We start from the raw sequence: 22,013 nt of genomic DNA on the forward strand, positions 1-22,013 counted from the left end.
AATAGCCAGAGAGGGGGCGAGACGATAAGTGTTTAGTGGTGGAATAAAAATTAAATGATTATTGTTTTTCGGGGGGCGATTGAATATTAAGGGGAACAGAATTGAAGAAAAAAGTCACTTTGCGAAAGACAACTTATAATTTTAACAGGAACGATTGACGTAAATAAATAGCAGCCGCAAAGGAAACCCTAAGTGCGCCAAGAAAAGAATTCAGCTTTGCCAAATTAATTTATAATAACAAGAAAAGTGTATAAAAATACTTTCTGAATTTCTTATCTTTTCTATTTATAATGAAAAGATGTTGAGAAAGTGAACGAATATAATCTCTTAAGGTTATTTTTCTATAATGTGACAACCTTCAAAGGTGATGATAACAACGATTATAACTGAATTATTCATTATTTAAAATGAGGGTTTAAATAAACTGTCAAGTAAAGTAGACGTTATTTATGGTTTTTTAAAATAACTGATGTTTGGCATTATATAAGTCTTTTATTGACGAAAAATATACCTTAATAAATAAAAAACGGGAATTTCCTTTATTTAATGATACATTTCTCTTATAATAAACTAGAATTGCCTTTATTATGTGAGAGGAAGGCAGAATGCTTAAACAAGCACAATTGAAGTAGGGAGTGTGTTCATGGGAAAGCCGTTAATAAAGACTTTGACTGTTTTAGCCGTTGGTATTGGCGCCGTTGCAATTTGTTTAATTGGTTACCGACAAAATAACCAAAGGCAATATCAGCAGCGAGTCGAATATGCACAGACAGCGATTGCAAGCGAGCGAGAGCGCTTGAATGAACTGTCCGGAGAAATTACTGGTATGTACAGCAACGAAGAGCAAACGTTTTTACGAAGTGATCTTAGCGAAGAAGAGGTTTTGAAAACTGTCGCGAAACTATCAGCAGTAAAAGTATCTGCAGATGATTACGGAATCGAAGAGAGCGCATTACCGAGCGAATCTGTTGAGATTCAAGAAAAGAAACAAGCGCTGGATGATCAACTAAAAGAGATCGAGGCAAAAGTGAAAGTACAAGCTAATACAGCAGCGCTGTTTACTGAAGGTGTTTCGAATTGGCAAGTTGCTGAGAACAATGTCACTATTAAAGAGGATCTAAAAGAAACGGACTTAGGGAATGTCCGTGAGGATTTAAATTTTCTTGAAGATGGTCCGTGGAAAGACCTTGTTTCTGCTTATTTAGAGTTTGCGACCACTCAATTGGATCGCATTACACAAATTCAAGCCAGCTTGAATGCTATGCTGCAAGATAATGTTGTAACTAGCGAAGCGACTTTGGATGGCTATTTAGCTCTGATTGACAGCATCAATCAAGTGCGAAATCAAGTACTTAAAGATTCTTTTACAGAGTCCGCTAATTCAATTGCGGCTCAAATGGGGTATACAGGCTATACCAGTTATATTCCCTCAGCTTCAACTGAAAGTTATTCTGACGATACATCAACAGGAGACGGTACTGGAACAGAGACAAGTTCAGCGTCTTACTATTAAATAAGATGAAACGTGCTGAAGGAAATTTTAGATAACTGGAGGAAAGCAAATGTCAAAAGGAAAAAAAATCTTTTTAATCATCTTTTCAATCGTTGCAGTTTTAGTCATCGGAATGATCGGTGTCGCTGCAAAATTATATTTTGATGTATCAAACTCAATTCAAGAAACCTATCAATCAGTCGAACGTGATCGAGAAGATCGTCTACGTGAAAATGATGTCGACCTATCCCAAAAAGATTCCTTCTCGGTTTTACTGATGGGGATCGATACCGGTGATTTAGGAAGAGTCGAACAAGGACGTTCTGATACCATGATGGTGGCGACCATCAGCCCACAAGACAATCAGACGACGGTGGTGAGTATTGGAAGAGATTCCTATGTTGATATCGTTGGACATGGGACGACAGATAAAATTAATCATGCCTATGCTTTTGGTGGACCAGCGATGGCAATGAATACCGTAGAAAAATTCTTGGATATTCCGATCGATCATTATGTATCAATCAATATGGCTGGTTTGAAAGAATTAGTCGATGCGGTTGGCGGCATTGAAGTTGATAATGAAATCACCTTTTCGCAAGATGGCTTTGATTTTGCTATCGGACGTACATCACTAAATGGCGAACAAGCCCTTGCCTATTCAAGAATGCGTTATGAAGATCCAAACGGCGATTATGGACGTCAAGAACGCCAACGTAAAATCGTTGAAGGGATCGTTAAGAAAGTCTTGAGTCTTGATGGAATCACCCAATATCAAACGATCTTAAATGCCGTTGAGCAAAACATGAAGACAGATATGAGTTTCGATGACATGCGAACCTTAGCATTTAACTATCGCAGTGCCTTTCAAACGATCAAACAAGATCAGTTGCAAGGGGAAGGATTCATGCAAGACGGCATCTCATATCAGCGTGTGAGTGACGAAGAACTAGCAAGAGTTCAAAAAGAGTTGAAAGCTCAACTAAATCTAGAGAATGAATAGGAAAGTGGAGAAAAGATGGAAGAAACAATTAGCTTAAAAGAAATATTCGCAATTCTACGGAAACATTTAGCTGCTATTTTTATTTCAATGTTTGCTGGTTTAGCTTTAGCAGGGATATTCACCTTCTTTGTCATTACACCGAAATACAGTTCACAAGCTCAGTTGATTGTGACATTGCCTCAATCCGAAACTACCAATGCCAACGATGTGAATACAAACTTGCAAATGATCAATACGTATAAAGATATGATTGTCAGTGACTTGGTTATGACACAAGTAAAGGATCGTTTGGAGTCTGAAAATAACCTTGACTTGACTGTCGGACAATTGAAAGAATCCATTTCGATCAACCAGTCACAGAACTCACAAATGTTTTCCATTCAGGCAACTAGTACAAATGCAGTGTCAGCGCAAAATATTGCCAATACGACAGCATTGGTCTTTCAAGAAAATGCTCAAGATGTTATGAATGTTGATAAAATCTCAATCATTTCAAGTGCGGTAGCTAGTACTACACCAGTTTCACCTAACAACAAACTAAATCTAGCTATTGGTCTGGTATTAGGGATCATGGTCGGTGTCGGTTTAGCCTTCTTATTGGAGCTACTAGATCGAACTGTCAAAGATGATAAATTTGTAACCGAAACATTAGGCTTTACCGTATTGGGTACTGTACCCCAAATGTCACCAAAAGAATTGGCTGCGACCATTCAGAAAAAGCCAAGCGCACCATTTATTAAGAAACCGCAAGGCGACAAAACGGCAGAATCACGCCGTAGTCGTAGCCGGGTCTAGGAGGGAACAATGATGGCAAAAAAACAAGAACGTACTGGGACACAGACACATGCAGTAAGTTTGATCACGCTAATTGATCCTTCTTCACCAATCTCAGAGCAATATCGTACGATCCGTACAAATATTCAATTTGCGTCTTCAGCAGATAAACAAATCAAGACCATTGTTGTTACTTCTTCTGGTCCAGGTGAAGGAAAATCGACAACTTCAGCTAATTTAGCGGTTGTTTTTGCAAAATCAGGACAACGAGTATTGTTAGTTGATGCCGATATGCGAAAGCCTACTGTATACAAAACATTCAGCTTAAACAATGCGAGTGGATTGAGTACCGTATTAAGTACCTCAACGAGCGTCCTTGAAGCAGCTCAAAAAACGGTGATTGATAATTTATCTGTCTTAACTAGCGGACCAAAACCACCAAATCCATCTGAGCTACTTGGGTCAGCACGAATGAACCAAGTGATGGAAGAAGCGAAAAACCTTTACGATGTGGTTATCTTTGATATGCCACCAGTTGTAGCAGTCACCGATGCACAAATCATGGCATCGAAAGCAGATGGGACGATCTTAGTGGTTCGAGAAAATGTTGCACGTAAAGAATCCTTAACAAAAGCGAGAGATCTTTTGAATATGGTTCAAGCAAGAATCATTGGGGTGGTCTATAACGGTGCCGAACACTCGAAAGATTCAGGTTACTACTATTATTATGGAAATTAATTAATTTGAAGGAGACGAGAGAAATGATTGATTTACATTGCCACATTTTACCAGGAATTGATGATGGTGCAGAAGACATCAATGCGAGCATTGCTATGGCTGAAAAAGCGATTAGCCAAGGAATTACGCATATCCTTTGTACCCCACATCATAACAATGGAAAATACCGCAATCCGAAGTCAGAGGTCATTTCTCTCGTTACCTCTTTACAAGAAGAATTAGACGCACGGAACCTGCCCTTGACAGTTCTTGAGGGGCAAGAGGTTAGGATAACAGGAGATTTAATTGAGGATATACAGAAAAATGACATCCTTTTTACAGATCTTGATGATACGTATATCTTGATAGAATTTCCTACGATTGAAGTGCCTACGTATACAGAACAAATATTCTTCGATTTACTACAGCTGGGAAAGATTCCAGTCATTGTCCACCCCGAGCGGAATGCTCATTTTAGAAAAGACCCTAACAATCTCATCCCTTTTTTGGATATGGGCTGTTTGGCACAGTTAACTGCGCCAAGTTATGTCGGCGTATTTGGAAAAGAAATCCAAAAAACAGCAAAAACAATGGTTGAACATAATCTTGTTCAGATGGTCGCTTCGGATGCCCATGGCGTTACAAAACGCACCTTTAATTTAAAAGAAGCTTATGAGCAAATTGAGCAAGATTTTGGCATGCTCAAAGTAACGTTGATGAAACAAGTAGCAAAAGATTTGATAAACGGGGATCAAATCAGTTTTCCAGCTTTTACAGAAGTGAAAAAAAAGAAATTCGGGTTATTTTAGGGGGCAACTGGGTTGTTTGAATTAACGAGAAGAAGAAAAATTGTAACTTTGATAGTTGTAGATAGTTTATTGATCATAGCAGCGAATATAGCAGCAGTTTATTTTATGAAACCCTTTGTGGCGATCCCAAAAGAATTTACATTGATGTCGGTGAGCCTTTCTGTCGGTTTCTATCTTTTTTATGGTTCAGTGTTTCGTGTTTTTTCTCGAATCAATCGTTACACGAACTTGAAAGAAATGATTGCTATCTTCTTGGCTGTATCATGCAGCGCTTTTACTTGTAACGTGATCTTGTTTTTCGGTGATGAAACCTATAGCGTGCGCTTAGTGATCTTTACGTACTTTCTTTCGCTCTTTCTGATTATTGCTAGTCGATTGATATGGCGGATCTATATAGAAAGAAAAAACATGAGAGGGGCATCCAATGAGGTTGTTAAGAATACCTTGATCGTCGGTGCAGGAGAAGGCGGCCGTATTCTTTATAATAGCTTTGTAGGTTCGAAAACGGCAAGTGACATTAATATTATCGGATTTGTCGATGATGATCCGAATAAACGAAACACTTATCTTTCTGGGAAAAAAGTCTTGGGTTGTATAAGTGATTTACCTGATTTGATTCAAAAGTATGAGATCAATATGGTTACGATCGCTATTCCATCCTTGTCACGGAAAAAATTGCGGAGTATTTTTAGCTTAATTGAACCTTTGCATGTCAAAGTCAACACGATGCCATCAATGGAAGAAATCGCCTCTGGAAAAATCAGCACATCACGTTTGAAGAAAATCGATGTCGTTGATTTGCTAGGCAGAGACGAAGTCAAATTGGATATCGACTCCATCAAAGATCAAATTACTGGAAAGACGATATTAGTGACTGGTGCTGGTGGATCGATCGGTTCCGAAATCTGTCGCCAAGTGATTCAATTCAATCCTAAAAAACTAGTTTTGTTAGGACATGGCGAAAACTCGATTTACTTAATTGACCGTGAGTTGAACATCAATTTTAAAGATAATATTACCGAAATCGTTCCTGTTATAGCCGATATACAAGATCGAGAAAAGATGTTTGAAATCATGAAGGAAGTCAAACCGGATATCGTTTATCATGCGGCAGCACATAAACACGTACCGTTGATGGAATACAATCCTAAAGAAGCAGTTAAAAACAATATTTACGGAACGAAAAATACCGCTGAAGCTGCCAAAGCTGCGAAAGTGAAAAATTTTGTAATGGTGTCTACGGATAAAGCCAATAATCCACCAAACGTCATGGGGGCAACAAAGCGCATCTCCGAGATGATTGTTACGGGCTTGAATGAAAAAGGTTGCACGAAATTTTCTGCTGTGCGTTTTGGCAATGTCTTAGGTTCAAGAGGCAGTGTGATTCCAGTATTCCGTGAGCAAATAGCAAAAGGTGGACCGATCACAGTAACTGATTTTCGTATGACCCGCTATTTCATGACGATCCCAGAAGCTAGCCGATTGGTTATTCAGTCAGGGGCACTTGCTAAAGGTGGCGAAATCTTCATTTTAGATATGGGCGAACCGGTGAAAATCGTTGATCTTGCGAAGAATATGATTCGTCTAAGTGGTTATAGTGAAGAAGAGATTGAGATTATTGAAACCGGGATTCGACCTGGGGAAAAATTATATGAAGAGCTTTTGCTGGATAAAGAACGAAATGATGAAGCAGTCTTTGAGAAAATTTTTGTTGGGAATATCAAAGGATATTCATTGGAAGAGGTACTTTGTTTTGTAGATGCACTTCCTAAAGATAGTGCTACATTGGCTAATGAAATTGTGAAATTTGCAAATGCTTCAAACAAATAGGAGTGGGTTTTATTGTATAAGGATGGATTGAAACGAATCATTGATTTTATTTTATCGTTAATGGGGATTGTTGTGTTATCACCGGTTTTATTACTTTTATGTTTAGCAATAAAACTAGATTCTAAGGGAGCAATTATTTTCAAGCAAAAACGGGTTGGTAAAAATAAAACCCATTTTAACATTTATAAATTTCGGACAATGAAGATCGATACACCGAAAGAAATGCCGACACATCTTTTAGCAGACCCTGATTTTTATATCACCAAGGTCGGAAAATTTTTAAGAAAAACCAGTTTGGATGAACTGCCTCAGTTGTTCAATATTATCAAAGGTGATATGGCTGTCATTGGGCCTCGTCCAGCGCTATGGAATCAATATGATTTGATTGAAGAACGTGATAAGTATGGGGCAAATGATATTCGTCCAGGATTGACTGGGTTGGCTCAAATTAGTGGTCGAGACGAGCTTGAGATTCCAATTAAGGCCAAGTTAGATGGCAAATATACGGATAATATTAGTTTAAGGATGGATATAAAATGCTTCTTTGGTACGATTACTTCTGTTTTCAAAAGTGACGGTGTCGTTGAAGGCGGGACTGGAACGATGAAGAAGGAGGAAATCGAATGAAACGAATCCTAATTACAGGAGCGAACAGTTATATCGGTACATCCTTCGAGAAATGGATGCAGCAATTTGGCGATAACTATCAAATTGATACAATTGATATGCATGGAGATCAATGGAAAGAAAAAGATTTCTCTCAGTATGATTCTGTTTTTCATGTCGCAGGAATTGCTCATGCAGATGTATCAAAAGTCAGTGAAGAAACGAAACAACTTTATTATAAAGTGAATTGCGATCTTGCAGTTGAGACAGCAGAAAAGTACAAAAACGATTTAAATGGAAAAAACGGACAATTTATTTACATGAGTTCGATTATTATTTATGGTGAGGAAACAAATATAAATAAGAAGCGTGTTATTACTCCAGAAACACAACCTAATCCATCCAATTTTTATGGTGATAGTAAGTGGAAAGCAGAAAAAGCTTTAATAGAAACACACAACAAAAATTTGAATATAGTAATTTTGCGACCACCAATGATTTACGGGGAAAATAGTAAAGAGAATTTTCGAGAACTTGTAAAATTAGCGAATAAGCTTCCAATTTTTCCATTAGTAAATAATCAGCGATCAATGTTATATATTGAAAATTTGTGTATAGTCATTAGAGAAATTATAGACAAAAATAAAGAGGGGGTATTTTTTCCTCAAAATAACGAATATGTTCAAACGAGTACCCTCATTAAATTGATAGCAAAAAGTACAAATCATAATCTGTTTATCTTGAATTATGTAAGTTTATTGATTAAGGTTTTAGGCTATTTTCCAGGTAAAATAGGTAAATTGACAAACAAAGCTTTTGGTAATCTAATTTATGCTCCGATTACAAGAAATCCAGATTTTGTAGATTTTGAAGAATCTGTTAAAAGAAGTGTAGGTATAGATAGAAATGAGTAAAAAGATATTAGTAGTATCACAATATTTTTATCCAGAACAATTCAGAATTAATGACATATGTACTTCGTGGGTTAAACGAGGCTATGAAGTTACTGTCCTTACGGGGATACCTAACTATCCTCAAGGAGATTTTTATAAAGGATATAGTCTGAAGAAAAGACGAAAAGATGATTTCGATGGCGTTAATATAATTAGAATTCCAATAATACCTAGAAAAAGCAACAGTATAATGATGGCTTTAAATTATCTTTCTTTTGTTATATCCGGATTATTTTGGAATCTGAATAATAAAGAAAAATTTGATATGGTATTTATTTATGAGGTATCTCCTATGACGCAAGCAATGCCAGGGATTTGGATTGCGAAAAAATTAAAAATTCCCTGTTATATCTATGTAATGGATTTGTGGCCAGAGAATTTTGAAATTATCACAGGAATCTCAAATAAACTGATAATTAAGACTTTAGATAACATGGTCGATTATATTTATAAAAATTGCACCAAAATTTTTACAGCCTCGGAGAGTTTTAAAAAGAATATTGAAAGTCGCGGACATGATTCAAATAAAATTTATTTTTGGCCTCAGTATGCGGAAGAATTTTATCGTCCTAATGCTTTAGCAAGTGACAAAATAAAACAAGATGATAAGATTAATATTACTTTTGCCGGTAATGTTGGGATGGCTCAAGGATTGGATATATTACCTTCTATTGGTGAAGATTTAAAGCGTAGGGATTCCAATATAAGATTTAATATTGTTGGAAACGGTAGATATTTATCAACATTAAAAGAGGAAATAGAGCAAAAAAATCTTCAAGAATATTTTTGTTTTATAGATCCTGTGCCACCAACGGAAGTATCAGGAATTTTTTCGGCGAGTGATTTTTCATTTGTCTGTCTTCAGGAAAGTGAGATCTTTTCGATGACCATACCAGCGAAACTTCAATCTAGTATGGCTTGTGGAAAGCCTATACTACTATCTGCTAGTGGAGAATCTCAGACAATTGTCAAAAACGCCGATTGTGGATTCGTTAGCGATGCAGGAAATATTAGCCAATTACTAAATAATCTAATGCTAATTGAGTCACTTACCAGAGATGAAATTGTTCATATGGGGAACAACTCAAGAAACTACTTTTTAGAGTATTTTGAAAAAGAACTACTTTTAGATAAAATGGATAATTATATAACAGAGGAGACATATAATGTTTGAAAATAAAACACTGCTAATAACTGGTGGTACAGGGTCTTTTGGAAATGCTGTTATGAAAAGATTTCTTGACTCCGAAATAAAAGAAGTTCGTATTTTTTCTCGAGATGAAAAGAAACAAGATGATATGAGAAAGAAATACAACAATGACAAATTGAAATTTTATATTGGGGATGTACGCGATATAAATAGTGTTAAAAATGCAATGTACGGAGTAGATTACATATTTCATGCGGCTGCTTTAAAGCAAGTTCCTTCATGCGAATTCTTTCCGATGGAAGCTGTTAAAACAAATGTCATGGGTACGGATAATGTTGTGACAGCTGCTGTTGAGATGGGGGTAAAAAAAGTTATTTGTCTTTCAACAGATAAAGCTGCTTATCCAATCAACGCAATGGGGATTTCAAAGGCAATGATGGAGAAGGTTTTTGTAGCAAAAGCGAAAACTGTGACAGATGAAAATACAATGATTTGCGGAACGCGGTATGGTAATGTCATGGCATCCAGAGGTTCTGTGATTCCATTATTTATTGAGCAAATAAAAGCAGGAAAACCGTTAACTGTAACGGACCCGGGCATGACTAGATTCTTGATGAGTTTAGAAGAAGCCGTTGAATTAGTTGTTTTTGCATTTCAAAATGCAAAAGCAGGAGACATCATGGTTCAAAAATCGCCTGCGTCAACGGTCGGGGATCTAGCACAAGCAGTGAAAGAACTTTTTGAAGTCGAAAATGAGATTCAAATTATAGGCACACGTCATGGTGAGAAAAGATACGAAACCCTTCTTACAAAAGAAGAATACCTCGTTGCGAAAGATATGGGTGGCTTCTATCGTGTACCAGCCGATACTAGAGATCTTAATTATGAGAAATATTTTAGTGAAGGCAGTACCGAGTTGACACACGAAGGTGAATACAATTCTGATAACACAGAACGACTATCCGTAGAACAAATTAAGGAAAAATTATTAGCATTAGATTATGTTCAAGAAGAGTTGAAAGAGTGGAAAAGTCGATGAATATTTTAGTTACAGGAGCCAATGGATTTGTAGGTAGAAATTTAATTGCAGAGCTTCGAAACGAAGGTTATGAAAATATTTTTGAATATGATATAGATACTCCTCCACATTTATTAGATGAATACTGCTTAAAAGCAGATTTTATTTTTCATTTAGCGGGCGTAAATCGGCCCAAGGAAGAAGAAGCGTTTATGGAAGGAAATTTCGGTTTCACCTCAGTTCTTCTAGATAAACTAAAGGAATACAACAATACCTGTCCAGTAATGATATCATCCTCTATTCAAGCTGCTCTTAACAATGCTTATGGTCGCAGTAAGAAAGCTGGAGAAGATCTCTTACGAAAATATCAAAGTGAAACTGGAGCGAAAGTCTACATTTACCGATTCTCTAATTTGTATGGAAAATGGTCGAAACCAAATTATAATACGGTAGTAGCGACTTTTTGTTATAAAGTAGCTCGAGGTGAAGAAATAACCGTTAATGATAAAAATGCGGAAATTGAACTTTGCTATATTGATGATGTTGTTAAGGAATTGCTGCATTGCCTTCAAGCAAAACCATTTATTGTCGACGACTTTTGTTCAGTAAGAGAAACGGATACAGTAACTGTGGGCACTTTGAGAGATATAATTCTTTCTTTTAAAGAAAGTAGAAGAAATCTATCTGTACCTCAATTGAATCGTAGAATAGAAAAAAATCTGTATAGTACATTTCTTAGCTTTTTACCAGAGGATGAGTTTTCATATCCTTTAAAGATGAATATCGATGATCGCGGATCATTCACCGAATTTTTGAGGACTGAAGATCGCGGACAAGTCTCAATTAATATTTCAAAGCCGGGGATTGTTAAAGGAAATCACTGGCATCATACCAAAAATGAGAAATTTTTGGTAGTAAGTGGAAAAGGCGTCATCCGCTTTAGAAAGATTGATTCTAAAGAAATAATTGAGTATTTCGTTTCTGGTGAGAATTTAGAAGTAGTCGATATACCTGTTGGCTATACCCATAATATTGAAAATTTAGGGGATACTGACATGGTCACTGTTATGTGGGTAAACGAAACGTTTGACCCTGAAAATCCTGATACTTATTACGTGGAGGTCTAGCATTGAGAAAATTAAAAGTTATGACAGTCGTTGGGACTCGTCCAGAAATCATTCGCTTATCTGCAGTTATTAATCGTTTAGAGAGTTCTGAAGCGATTGACCATGTACTTGTACATACTGGTCAAAACTATGATTATGAACTAAATGAAGTTTTCTTTGAAGACTTTAAATTAAAGAAGCCAGATTATTTTTTGAATGCAGCAACAGGTACAGCCATTGAAACCGTTGGGAATATACTGATCAAAATAGATCCAATTCTTGAAGAAGTAAAACCAGATGCATTTTTGGTCTTGGGAGATACCAACAGTTGTTTATGTGCAATTGCCGCGAAGCGAAGACACATTCCTATTTTTCATATGGAAGCTGGAAATCGCTGTTTTGATCAAAGAGTACCAGAAGAAACAAATCGAAAAATTGTTGACCATACAGCTGATATTAATTTAACGTATAGTGATATCGCCAGAGAATACTTATTGAGAGAAGGGCTTCCAGCGGATCGAATCATTAAAACCGGTAGTCCCATGTTTGAAGTGCTGAATTCTAGAAAAGAAGATATTGAGAACTCACCTATTTTGGAAAAACTAAGTCTTAAGCAAAATGAGTATTTTTTAGTATCAGCACATAGGGAAGAAAATATTAGTTCAAAAGAAAATTTTCATGATTTAGTGGATTCACTAAACTCAATTGCTGAAGCATATCAATATCCAATTATTATCAGTACTCATCCTCGGACAATGAAAATGATAGAATCAGAGGGTATTCAATTCCACGAATTGATTCAAACCATGAAACCTATGGGATTTAATGATTACAATAAGCTTCAAATGAATGCTAAAGCTGTTTTAAGTGATAGTGGTACGATTAGTGAAGAAGCATCGATTCTTGGATTCAAAGCTCTAAATATCCGTCAGGCACATGAAAGACCAGAAGCTATGGAAGAAACTAGTGTGATGATGGTTGGGTTGAAGAAAAACAGAATTCTTGAAGGATTAGAAATTATAGAGACACAAGAAGATGATACTCTCCGACAAGTATCAGATTATTCAATGCCAAATGTGTCTGAGAAGGTTTTAAGGATTATTGTTTCTTATACAGATTATGTGAACAGGGTGGTGTGGAGTAATGAGTGAAATATTAAATTGTATAATTTTTTATGACAATTATGAAGAAGTTGCTTCGTATGTTCTTCAATTAGAGGAACAAAATCTTAATGAAAAGATTAAGTTAGCTATTACAGTTAACAGAGATACAGAGGGAAGAGCAAAATTGTTGAGTAGTTCCCAAATTGATATTAATCTTTTTTTTCCAAATGAGAATTTGGGATATTTGAATGGATTATTTTATAGTTATGAGAGTTTTTTGAGGGAAGGATTATCTATTAAATGGGTCGTTTTTTCTAATACGGATATTGAAATACCAGATAAGAATTTTTTTGAGAAATTGTTGGCTTCAGATTATTCAGAGGATGTATTTTGTATAGCACCCTCAATTTTTGAAAAAAATAGAAAAGTATATGAAAATCCGCAATACTATGAAAGATATACTTCAAAATCAATAAAAAGAAGAATATTTATCTTTTCACATCCTATATTATCTAAGTATTATTTAGCTTTATCACAAGTCAAATCAAGTCTTTCTAGAAAGAAAAAGAAGAATTCTTCCTATGTTTATTCTGCTCATGGGTCTTTCTTTATTTTAAAACCAAAATTTTTAAATGAGTTGGAAAGAAATTACATGTCATTAATGTATAGCGAGGAAGCATTCATTGCGGAAGAAATCCGTCTATCAAATGGAAAAGTTTATTATGATGATACACTTGAAGTTATACACAATGAAAGCCAAACAACAAGCAAAATAGACTTTAAACAAAAAAGTAACTATATCGCAGAGTCACTTTTGAAAATATACAACCAATATTTTAATGAGGACTTCATATGAAAGGTACAGTTTTCTTAGCAAATATCAATTATAGCGAAAGTAGTGGGATTTTTAAAAAGATATATGTACAGAGTAAAGTCATATCCAATGATTCTTCATGTTTTTTAGTTTGTAAAAAAGAAGAAAATATTTTTATTTTACATTTTGTTAATGGAGAAATATTAAATGAAGAGACAACGGAAATTATCCCAACTGTAAAAAATTTAATTCGTATTTCAAAGAATATTATAAAAGAGAACCCTATTGATAGACTCTATTTTCGGAACACATTGAAACCGACACTTAAACAAGTTATGCTCTTTCGGTTTGCTAGAAAGAATGGTTTAAAAGTTTTTTATGAAGTACCGACATATCCTTATTTTGGAGAACAGATAAATTCATCTACCAATAAGATTCTCACTTTCTTTAAATTAGTTTATGATAAAATTATTTTTTACGCATCTTATTTATTTATTGATAAAGTTATTGTTGTAATATCAAATACTTCAGTTAGACTAAAGAAAAAATTTGTTGAAATAACAAACGGTGTTGAAATTGATAGTTTTAATATTAATATGAGTCACAATTTAAACCCAATAAAAAAATTAACTTTTATTGGTGTGGGTACACTCTATAACTACCATGGCTATTCAAGATTAATAAAATCAATAAAAAAATATAATGAACAAAACAGAAATTGTAATATAACTTTCGAAATTGTCGGGGATGGTCCTGCAATTAAAGCTTTGAAGAAAGATGTTGAAAATTTAAGAATGGAGAACATTGTTCGTTTTCATGGTAAAGTTTATGGTGAAAGTTTAGATTTAATCTTTTCAAAAGCAGATATTGGTGTAGGAGCCTTAGCTTTATACAAAAGAGATGCAGATATAGATACAACTCTAAAAGTTGTTGAATACATTTCACGAGGACTACCAGTATTGACATCGGGAATAGTAAGGGGAGTAAATTTTGAGGATATGATTTTTCATGTAGAAAACAGTTCTAAAGATATTGATATGTCTCATATTATTCATGCTTATATTCATTTTAGAGAAACATCTACAATGACAATTTTAGAAGAAAATAGGAAAAGCTATGACTGGAAAACTATTATGGAGAAAGCTTTAATATGAAAAATAGTAATAAAATAAAAATTAGCAAAACAGAATTAGTTGTATTCATATTTACAATGGTTTTTCTAAATGAATTCAGAGGAATAGATATTCGTATTTTTATTTATATATTTTGGTTTTTATATTCTCTTATAAAAAGAGTCAAAAAGAATATTTTAATTTCTAAAAGAGAATTAGAATTTTTGATTATAATTGTGTTTTTTTTAGTATATATTGGTATTAATATTTTTTCTCATCAAAACAGTGAATTGTTCTTCTTTATGAAAATATTAAGATCAGTTATTTCGTTTATAGTCATTTATCTTTTCTTTGAAGACACGTTAGTTTCTTCAAAAGAAATGTATTTATCATTTGTATTAGCTACTTTAATTCATTCTTTTGCGGTTATTACGAGTAGCTTTTCAGATTCTGCTAGAGTTTTTTTTGAAATGTTTAGCGGATATGATAAGAAGTTTCTCCCAATGAGAGCTAGCGGAATGTTTTCTGGTTATGATTTTGCAGGATTTTTTATAAATATAGCATTTTTTATTCTTGGAGTAATTACTGTCACAAGAAAAAATAAGAATTTTTCAAGTTATTTAGTTCTTTTTTTTCTTGCTCTATCTGTGATATTCACCTCACGTTTTAATATTGTTATGTTGGCCTTATCTGTGATCACCTTATTTTTTTGTTCGTTAAAAATTGGGAAATATGTTGATAAAATAATATTTTTTATTTTAACAATTTTTATAACGCTTGGCGGAATACTCTTCATGATTATCTCTATAAATTTAAATATAGAATTAAAAATGATTTTGTTACAAAAGGTACCAGTATTAAATATATTAAATAATGATATAACGGATAGTTACGCTAATTATAATCTTTTAGATATAATATCAGAGCAATTCCCATTACCAGAAGGAAGTGATTTTTTCTTCGGACTGAACACGAAAGCACCAGCCGATCCTGGATATATCAACACAATATTTTATGTTGGGATAATTGGACTAATATTTGTTTTGGCTTTTTACACTTATTTATTAACAAGGAACATTAAAAATAAGAATCGTATCTCTAAAGTTATTCTATTATATGTATATATACTAACACTAATTTACGAATTAAAATTGTCATTTTTATTCTCAACTGGCTCATTTGAATTGTTTGTGATTTTTCTAATTGGTATTAATGATTCATCTGAGAGTGACAATTATGAAAAAATCTTTTAAGTACAAGAATATTGGTAAAAGATGTTTTGATATTTTATATTAGCATGGTAACTAGCTTAACTAATAGAATTATAGACTATAAGAATTCATCCATAGAGTTGAATTAGGATTAGATTGACATATAACTCTGACTGGCTTTTAAGTAGGGGCTTTTAAATACGACTGGTTATTGCAAAAATAATCATTGAGTGAATCAAGAAGAAAAACAAAAATATACAAGATAAATATAATTATCAATTAAGAGCAGGTGAGATCCTGCTCTTTTAAAAAAGAAGCAAGATCAATTATTTTTTTACGTAAACGTTGCTTTTGGAATGGTGTTTTTGATGATCTGGATAATTATGCAGATTAGTGATTTAACATTAAACGAAATATAAAAGATATATATTTCGTTTCTAGAACAGTTTGTTATTCCAATAAGTATTCTATTGGGTATGAGTATTACTACTTAACAAAAACTAAAAAATCATTTTAATAAAATCAGATAGTTTTGTAATATTAATTCATAATAGAAAGACCTCAATTAAAAGGAATAAATTTTTTTCTTTAACTAATATAAAAACAAAATTTTTTTATGATTTTAAAAATGAAGAAAAGTTTACGGATTCTAAAAAAACAATAGTTATCGTTAGTAACTGTTTCGTTAGAAAATTGATAGGGGTATGTAGTAAATTATATACAAGAGATATTTTGGAATAGAATAGGGTGTATATACCTATTCTTTAGGAGGAAGCATTGATGGGTCAAAATATAATTCATATTTTTCCAAAGGAAAAATTTACTACTGATTACGTAAGGATGATTAATGATCATATGAATAATACTGACAATCATACATTTTATTTATATGGTAATGATACTTATGAAAATTTAATAAATTCTATTACTACCTATAACAATGTGAAAATATTGCGAATTAATATTAGTTTTATATACAGTTTATTGAGATCAGATCAAGTAATATTTCATTCACTTTTCATGAAAACAAAAACTTTAAGTTTTTTTTCTTTAATGCCTTTTCTAGCAAGAAAAGCTTCTTGGGTGATCTGGGGAGCAGACCTATATGATTATAAAAATCTAAAAAAAAATTTGAAGTCCAGAATTACTTTTCTTCTAAAAAAACATTTTACAAGTCGTTTAAGGAAAATTGCAGTTTTAACTGATTCTGATTTTAATTTATCCAGAATTTGGTATAAAACATCTGGAGAAAAATACAGTGTTAGATATATAGACTACCAAACTATAGACTATATAAAAAAGATTAAAAAAAATTCTTTTCGATCAGAAGAAGAAACTAATATTCTTGTTGGAAACAATGCAACAGCAAGCAATAGGCACAAAGAAGTACTTGATTTATTAAGCAGTTACAAAGATAAAAGCTTCAATGTTTACGTCCCTTTGTCATATGGTGATGAAACATATAAAAAAGATATAATTAATTATGGGTATAAAATCTTAGGGGAAAAATTCATTCCATTAACTAGCTTTATGGAAAAGAAAGATTACTATGATATATTATCAAAAATAGATGTTGCTTTTTTTAATAATGATAGACAGCAAGGCTTGGGAAATATACGTATTCTATTTTATTTAGGTTCTAAAATTTATATGTACGAGAAAAGCTCGATGCATAAAGATTTTGAAAAGAATTATATAATTTACAACATGAAGAATGCAAAGAATGAAAAATTTATTGATATGTTAAGTTATCAAAAAGAAAGTATAGATCATAATAGTATGATGGTTTCTGAGTTTTTTTCTGTAGATAAAGCTATTAGAGAGTGGGATTTCTTTTTTAAAAACTAGTCAAAGTTAATACTTTTAAACTTTTATGTTTATTAAGCTGAGCCTATAAAGAAGATATCTATATCAATGTGAATTGAGAAAGGAAAAATTTATGTGAATTCAACAGATATGGTAATTAAGTCCTTGGTATATAAGTTTTTAGAACGGTTTGGAAGTTTTTTTATAACGTTTGTCATCCAATTGGTTTTAGCTAGGTTACTTTCTCCTAAAGATTTTGGGATAGTAGCAATATTAACTGTATTTATTAATATTGCTCAAGTTTTTGTTCAGTCTGGTTTTAGTACATCTTTAATTCAGAAAAAAAAAGTGACGGAAACAGATTACTCATCTGTTTTTTATATAAGTTTTCTTATATCTATAGTGTTATATATTATCTTGTTCATATCTGCTCCAACAATAGAAGTTTTTTATAGGATGGAAAACCTATCTAATTATCTACGAATAGTTTCTTTAATAATTATTATTGGATCTTATAACTCCGTTCAATTGGCGATTGTTTCCAGAGAAATGAAATTCCACCTTTTATTGTATAGTACAATCGTTTCGAACTTAATATCTGGCTTAATAGGAATTTTTCTTGCATTGAAAGGATATGGAATTTGGTCCTTGATTTTCCAACAACTTATATCATCATCATTAAATTGCTTAACATTGTCCTATAAAGTAAGATGGTTTCCTAAATTAATATTTTCATACAGAAGCATAAAAGTACTATTTGCTTTTGGATGGAAAATATTATTATCTTCTTTTTTAGAAACAATGTATGTACAGCTTCAAAGTTTGATCATAGGTAGGCGTTTTTCAGCTAATATTTTAGGCTATTATAATAAAGGACAACAATTTCCTCAAATAATCATAACTAATGTTAATGGTGCTATTCAAAGTGTGATGTTGCCAACTTTATCCAAAATACAAGATGATAAAATAAAAATGAAGTCTGTTGTTAGAAGATCTGTCAAAACTAGTTCTTTTATAATCTTTCCCTTGATGACTTTTTTAGGGGTATTAGGTACTCCTATTATAACCTCTTTGCTAGGTGACCAATGGAAGGAAAGTGTTCCGTTCTTACAAATTAGTTGCTTTATATTTTCTTTAATACCTATTCACACTGCAAATTTACAAGCTTTAAATGCGATGGGTAGAAGTGATTTGTTTTTAAAGCTCGAAATTGGGAAAAAAATGATAGGAGTTATTATTTTGGTTTCTGCAATATTTTTATTTTCCACGCCAATGGCTATTGCTGTAGGAGCAGCAATTAGTTCCGTGATCTCACTAATTATAAATATTGGACCTAGTAGAAAGCTTTTAGGATATAATTATTCTGAGCAAATTAAGGATATACTTCCTTATATCTTGACTTCATTGGCTTGTGGTTTTGGTTTATATACTTTCACCTTTATTCCATTGAACAATTTTATAACAGTTTTATTAGGTGGTACATTAGGAGGTATTTCGTATTTGATACTCTCTTATATTTTTAAACTAGATTCTTTTATGTATATATTGAACTATGTTATTAAAAGGAGAAAAAATAATGGATGATAAAATTTTAGTCACAAAATCTTCAATGCCATCTATGGAAGAATATTTTGAAGAAGTAAAGGATATTTGGGAAACACATTGGTTGACGAATATGGGAGAAAAGCACAAGAAATTAGAAAAAGAACTACAAAAGTATATGGGGTGTGAAGGTGTTTCACTATTTTCAAATGGTCATTTAGCTTTAGAATTGGGTATTCAGGCGCTAAATTTGAAAGGAGAAGTTATAACAACCCCTTACACTTTTGCATCAACTACTCACGCTATAGTTAGAAATGGACTGAAGCCAGTATTCTGCGACATAAATGAAGCGGATTTTACTATTGATACATCTAAAATAGAGAGCCTTATTACTGATAAAACATCAGCTATAATCCCTGTACATGTCTATGGAAATATATGTAATATAGATGAAATTGACAGAATTTCTAAGAAATATGGATTAAAGGTATTATACGATGCTGCTCATGCTTTTTCAGAAACATATAAAGGAGCTCCAGTTGCTAGTTTTGGAGACTTATCAATGTTTAGTTTTCATGCTACTAAAGTCTTCAATACAATAGAGGGGGGAGCTCTTACCTACAGTGATAAGGAATTAGGCTTAAACTTAGCGCGTTTAAAAAATTTTGGCATTAGAAATGAAGAGTTAGTTGATTTTGTTGGATCAAACGCTAAAATGAACGAATTTTCTGCAGCAATGGGGCTTTGCAACTTAAAGCATATCAACGAAGAAATTGAAAAAAGAAAAAAAGTATATCTTAAGTATCATAGTTTACTTGATCAAATCGAAGGACTAGATATATTTACGATTCAGAAAAACGTTGATTCTAACTATGCTTATTTCCCTATAATTATAGATGAAGAAATTTATGGGAAATCTAGAAATGAACTAAAAGATTTTTTAGAAAAACACAATATTTTTGCAAGAAAATACTTTTATCCTATAACTAGTGCTTTTGATTGTTATCACAATCAATTTGATCCGTTTGAAACTCCGATTGCACTTAGATACAGTAAGCGAGTTCTTACACTTCCTATGTATGCTGATTTGTCAGAACAAGATGTTGAGAAAATTTGTACCCTTATAAAACAATTCAGAAGGGATTGAGTTTATTGTTATCAAGTTTTTATACTAAAGAAGAATTAGAAAATCTGGGTTTTAAATTTGTTGGAACGAATGTAAGCATTAGTAGAAAAAGTAGTTTTTATAATGTTTCTAATATATCAATTGGTGATAATGTTAGAATAGATGATTTTTGTATACTAAGTGGTAATATAATCATAGGATCATTTGTTCATATTGCTGCATACAGTTCAATCTTTTCTGGAGAAAAAGGAGTGTTTATAAAGGACTTTGTTAATATATCTTCGAGAGTTTGTATCTACGGAAAAAGTGATGATTATTCTGGTCAGAGTCTAACAAGTCCTCTTATTTCAGATGAGTATAAGAATATTACAGATAAGATTGTGATTCTTGAGAAGTTTGTTATTGTTGGAACTGGGAGTACTATATTACCCGGTTGTATTTTATCTGAAGGCAGTGCCGTTGGTGCTATGAGTTTAATTAATCAATCATTAGAAGAATACTCTGTATGGGCGGGAATACCTGCAAAATTTATAAAAAAAAGGAATCGTCAGCTTGAATCGCTAACTGAAAAATTCCTTGCTGAACTTAAATACGAATAATTTAAATATTTAATTTGATTATTTAAAATACAATGTTATATAAAATATCTTTGAATTGTTTTCGAGTAAGTTTAATAATCAAACTTCCGCCAATCAAACAAATAAATCACTCCTATTGCTTTAAACGTCAAATAGACAAAATGACCATAATTATGGCCAATCAGATGTAACGCATCAGCGGAAGCTCCTTTATTCGACCAAAGAGTAAAAACTAATATAATGGCTAAGATCAACAGACCTTTTCCTAATGCAAAGACAATTGTTTTTGCAGGGAGGGGTCTTTTTTTTGTGAGGAAAAAGCCGAATAAAAGGACAAAGTTAACTAGTAACAAAAAATGTGCAGCAGCTGTCCATAGGGTCATTGTTCCTGTTGGTGTTAAGAAGTCGGTGAAAACGCAAGCGACGACTGCAGTCAAATTTAGCAAGTATAGAGGAAGGCGGAAGGTTGGTTTCTTTTCTTCACTATTTATTTCTGGTTCTTCTGCTAATTGTTCTGGTTTTAGTAGTGACTCTAAATCGATTTGATAGAGATCACTTAATTTGATCAATGTGTCGATGTCTGGGGTACTTCGATTGTTTTCCCAATTTGAGATCGTTTGTCTAGTAACAAATAATTTTTCGGAAACTTCTTGTTGGGTGAGTCCTAATTTCAAGCGACTCTCTTTTATTTTTTCAGCTATAGTCATTTCAATGCTCCTTCTGACCTATCCTATCATAAAGCGGTTCAAAGAAACAATTGTAAAGCCCGATTTAACGAAAAAATGCACAAGTCATTTTCTTTGTTCCTATAAGATTAAATTAAAATGAGCTTCCTTCAGATATTCCTAAAAAAATTTCTGGAATTACTCGATTTTTTTCAGTGAATCCTTCACCTGTAATAAGTAACAATTATCATATATGAACTGATAAATGTTCAAAGATAGCACATATTCAGAGTAGAAGACAGTCTCACTCGAATCATTCCAAAAAAAAAGCCACGATCAAGTAAAAAATAGTTTCCTTTTTTGAAAATGAAATCGTTGATAAAACAAGGATGCAAAGAAGATTTGCGCTGATTTGCACTGGATTTGCTTGAAGGTAAGGGTGCTTGAATTATAAAATTCTGAAGAGGTGATGCAATGCGATGACAAGTGAATTAAGTATACATACGCTCAATGGTATTTCATGTGTCCGCATAAAAAATTTTTGATAGGAGTGGATGATACGCTAAATAAAAAATTGTTTGTAAATTAAAAATTAATA

20 protein-coding genes are annotated in these 22,013 nt (G+C 32.9%); 19 read left to right on the plus strand and 1 reads right to left on the minus strand.

The genetic code is table 11. The annotated features are described in order from the left end of the window. Window positions 1–643: 643 nt before the first annotated feature. From IGI89_RS10890 to IGI89_RS10980, 19 genes are all read left to right on the plus strand, one after another. Window positions 644–1,513 (plus strand): hypothetical protein, encoded by an 870-nt coding sequence (locus tag IGI89_RS10890; protein ID WP_016621501.1) that lies wholly within the window; start codon window positions 644–646, stop codon window positions 1,511–1,513. A 49-nt stretch (window positions 1,514–1,562) separates the two neighbouring features. Continuing rightward, complete coding sequence (locus IGI89_RS10895; RefSeq protein WP_005234969.1) at window positions 1,563–2,495, plus strand: LCP family glycopolymer transferase; 933 nt, start codon at window positions 1,563–1,565, stop codon at window positions 2,493–2,495. A 15-nt stretch (window positions 2,496–2,510) separates the two neighbouring features. Beyond that, complete coding sequence (locus IGI89_RS10900) at window positions 2,511–3,290, plus strand: YveK family protein (RefSeq protein ID WP_008378786.1); 780 nt, start codon at window positions 2,511–2,513, stop codon at window positions 3,288–3,290. A 9-nt stretch (window positions 3,291–3,299) separates the two neighbouring features. After that, complete coding sequence (locus IGI89_RS10905) at window positions 3,300–4,007, plus strand: CpsD/CapB family tyrosine-protein kinase (protein WP_005234973.1); 708 nt, start codon at window positions 3,300–3,302, stop codon at window positions 4,005–4,007. 23 nt (window positions 4,008–4,030) lie between these two features. Further along, window positions 4,031–4,795 carry a tyrosine-protein phosphatase gene (locus IGI89_RS10910; RefSeq protein WP_008378782.1) on the plus strand — a complete coding sequence of 255 codons (765 nt, stop codon included), beginning with the start codon at window positions 4,031–4,033 and terminating at the stop codon, window positions 4,793–4,795. A gap of 12 nt (window positions 4,796–4,807) precedes the next feature. Continuing rightward, the gene (locus IGI89_RS10915) at window positions 4,808–6,625 is read left to right on the plus strand and encodes a polysaccharide biosynthesis protein (RefSeq protein ID WP_438735649.1); all 1,818 of its coding nucleotides are present in this window, start codon (window positions 4,808–4,810) and stop codon (window positions 6,623–6,625) included. A gap of 12 nt (window positions 6,626–6,637) precedes the next feature. Continuing rightward, window positions 6,638–7,252 (plus strand): sugar transferase, encoded by a 615-nt coding sequence (locus IGI89_RS10920; RefSeq protein WP_042890468.1) that lies wholly within the window; start codon window positions 6,638–6,640, stop codon window positions 7,250–7,252. Beyond that, complete coding sequence (locus IGI89_RS10925) at window positions 7,249–8,145, plus strand: sugar nucleotide-binding protein (protein ID WP_438735650.1); 897 nt, start codon at window positions 7,249–7,251, stop codon at window positions 8,143–8,145. The genes IGI89_RS10920 and IGI89_RS10925 overlap by 4 nt, the downstream gene beginning before the upstream one ends. Further along, window positions 8,138–9,358 (plus strand): glycosyltransferase family 4 protein, encoded by a 1,221-nt coding sequence (locus IGI89_RS10930; protein WP_016621495.1) that lies wholly within the window; start codon window positions 8,138–8,140, stop codon window positions 9,356–9,358. Before IGI89_RS10925 ends, IGI89_RS10930 begins: the two co-directional genes overlap by 8 nt. Further along, on the plus strand, window positions 9,351–10,373 hold the full coding sequence (locus tag IGI89_RS10935; protein ID WP_016621494.1) for a polysaccharide biosynthesis protein: 1,023 nt from the start codon (window positions 9,351–9,353) through the stop codon (window positions 10,371–10,373). The genes IGI89_RS10930 and IGI89_RS10935 overlap by 8 nt, the downstream gene beginning before the upstream one ends. Next, window positions 10,370–11,479, plus strand: coding sequence for a capsular polysaccharide biosynthesis protein CapF (locus IGI89_RS10940; RefSeq protein WP_016621493.1), 1,110 nt, complete (start codon window positions 10,370–10,372; stop codon window positions 11,477–11,479). Before IGI89_RS10935 ends, IGI89_RS10940 begins: the two co-directional genes overlap by 4 nt. 2 nt (window positions 11,480–11,481) lie before the next feature. After that, window positions 11,482–12,609, plus strand: a complete 1,128-nt coding sequence (gene wecB / locus IGI89_RS10945; RefSeq protein WP_438735651.1) for a non-hydrolyzing UDP-N-acetylglucosamine 2-epimerase — start codon at window positions 11,482–11,484, stop codon at window positions 12,607–12,609. Next, window positions 12,602–13,417: a hypothetical protein gene (locus IGI89_RS10950; RefSeq protein WP_016621491.1), complete on the plus strand. Its 816-nt coding sequence runs from the start codon at window positions 12,602–12,604 to the stop codon at window positions 13,415–13,417. The genes wecB and IGI89_RS10950 overlap by 8 nt, the downstream gene beginning before the upstream one ends. Continuing rightward, a complete protein-coding gene (locus IGI89_RS10955; protein WP_016621490.1) occupies window positions 13,414–14,529 on the plus strand; it encodes a glycosyltransferase in 1,116 nt (371 codons plus the stop codon). The genes IGI89_RS10950 and IGI89_RS10955 overlap by 4 nt, the downstream gene beginning before the upstream one ends. Next, complete coding sequence (locus IGI89_RS10960; protein ID WP_016621489.1) at window positions 14,526–15,740, plus strand: hypothetical protein; 1,215 nt, start codon at window positions 14,526–14,528, stop codon at window positions 15,738–15,740. Before IGI89_RS10955 ends, IGI89_RS10960 begins: the two co-directional genes overlap by 4 nt. A 738-nt stretch (window positions 15,741–16,478) precedes the next feature. After that, the gene (locus IGI89_RS10965; RefSeq protein WP_438735652.1) at window positions 16,479–17,546 is read left to right on the plus strand and encodes a TDP-N-acetylfucosamine:lipid II N-acetylfucosaminyltransferase; all 1,068 of its coding nucleotides are present in this window, start codon (window positions 16,479–16,481) and stop codon (window positions 17,544–17,546) included. 93 nt (window positions 17,547–17,639) lie between these two features. After that, the gene (locus IGI89_RS10970; RefSeq protein ID WP_368739804.1) at window positions 17,640–19,088 is read left to right on the plus strand and encodes a lipopolysaccharide biosynthesis protein; all 1,449 of its coding nucleotides are present in this window, start codon (window positions 17,640–17,642) and stop codon (window positions 19,086–19,088) included. Then, window positions 19,081–20,193, plus strand: coding sequence for a DegT/DnrJ/EryC1/StrS family aminotransferase (locus IGI89_RS10975; RefSeq protein WP_042890466.1), 1,113 nt, complete (start codon window positions 19,081–19,083; stop codon window positions 20,191–20,193). The genes IGI89_RS10970 and IGI89_RS10975 overlap by 8 nt, the downstream gene beginning before the upstream one ends. Then, on the plus strand, window positions 20,190–20,771 hold the full coding sequence (locus IGI89_RS10980; protein WP_016621485.1) for an acyltransferase: 582 nt from the start codon (window positions 20,190–20,192) through the stop codon (window positions 20,769–20,771). Before IGI89_RS10975 ends, IGI89_RS10980 begins: the two co-directional genes overlap by 4 nt. Window positions 20,772–20,842: 71 nt before the next feature. On the opposite strand, the gene IGI89_RS10985 is transcribed toward IGI89_RS10980, so the two are convergent. Beyond that, window positions 20,843–21,457, minus strand: a complete 615-nt coding sequence (locus tag IGI89_RS10985; RefSeq protein ID WP_438735653.1) for a helix-turn-helix domain-containing protein — start codon at window positions 21,455–21,457, stop codon at window positions 20,843–20,845. Window positions 21,458–22,013 lie beyond the last annotated feature (556 nt).

Source organism: Enterococcus sp. AZ141 (genome assembly GCF_051714385.1).
Lineage (GTDB): Bacteria > Bacillota > Bacilli > Lactobacillales > Enterococcaceae > Enterococcus_D > Enterococcus_D entomosocium.

Bases quoted from the DNA above. Each gene is read 5' to 3' on its own strand.
- IGI89_RS10950 (WP_016621491.1), top strand. From the start codon at position 12,602: ATGAGTGAAATATTAAATTGTATAATTTTTTATGACAATTATGAAGAA.
- IGI89_RS10940 (WP_016621493.1), top strand. From the start codon at position 10,370: ATGAATATTTTAGTTACAGGAGCCAATGGATTTGTAGGTAGAAATTTA.
- IGI89_RS10925 (WP_438735650.1), top strand. From the start codon at position 7,249: ATGAAACGAATCCTAATTACAGGAGCGAACAGTTATATCGGTACATCC.
- IGI89_RS10900 (WP_008378786.1), top strand. From the start codon at position 2,511: ATGGAAGAAACAATTAGCTTAAAAGAAATATTCGCAATTCTACGGAAA.
- IGI89_RS10975 (WP_042890466.1), top strand. From the start codon at position 19,081: ATGGATGATAAAATTTTAGTCACAAAATCTTCAATGCCATCTATGGAA.
- IGI89_RS10965 (WP_438735652.1), top strand. From the start codon at position 16,479: ATGGGTCAAAATATAATTCATATTTTTCCAAAGGAAAAATTTACTACT.
- IGI89_RS10910 (WP_008378782.1), top strand. From the start codon at position 4,031: ATGATTGATTTACATTGCCACATTTTACCAGGAATTGATGATGGTGCA.
- IGI89_RS10930 (WP_016621495.1), top strand. From the start codon at position 8,138: ATGAGTAAAAAGATATTAGTAGTATCACAATATTTTTATCCAGAACAA.
- IGI89_RS10960 (WP_016621489.1), top strand. From the start codon at position 14,526: ATGAAAAATAGTAATAAAATAAAAATTAGCAAAACAGAATTAGTTGTA.
- IGI89_RS10955 (WP_016621490.1), top strand. From the start codon at position 13,414: ATGAAAGGTACAGTTTTCTTAGCAAATATCAATTATAGCGAAAGTAGT.
- IGI89_RS10935 (WP_016621494.1), top strand. From the start codon at position 9,351: ATGTTTGAAAATAAAACACTGCTAATAACTGGTGGTACAGGGTCTTTT.
- IGI89_RS10985 (WP_438735653.1), bottom strand. From the start codon at position 21,457: ATGACTATAGCTGAAAAAATAAAAGAGAGTCGCTTGAAATTAGGACTC.
- IGI89_RS10895 (WP_005234969.1), top strand. From the start codon at position 1,563: ATGTCAAAAGGAAAAAAAATCTTTTTAATCATCTTTTCAATCGTTGCA.
- IGI89_RS10905 (WP_005234973.1), top strand. From the start codon at position 3,300: ATGATGGCAAAAAAACAAGAACGTACTGGGACACAGACACATGCAGTA.
- IGI89_RS10890 (WP_016621501.1), top strand. From the start codon at position 644: ATGGGAAAGCCGTTAATAAAGACTTTGACTGTTTTAGCCGTTGGTATT.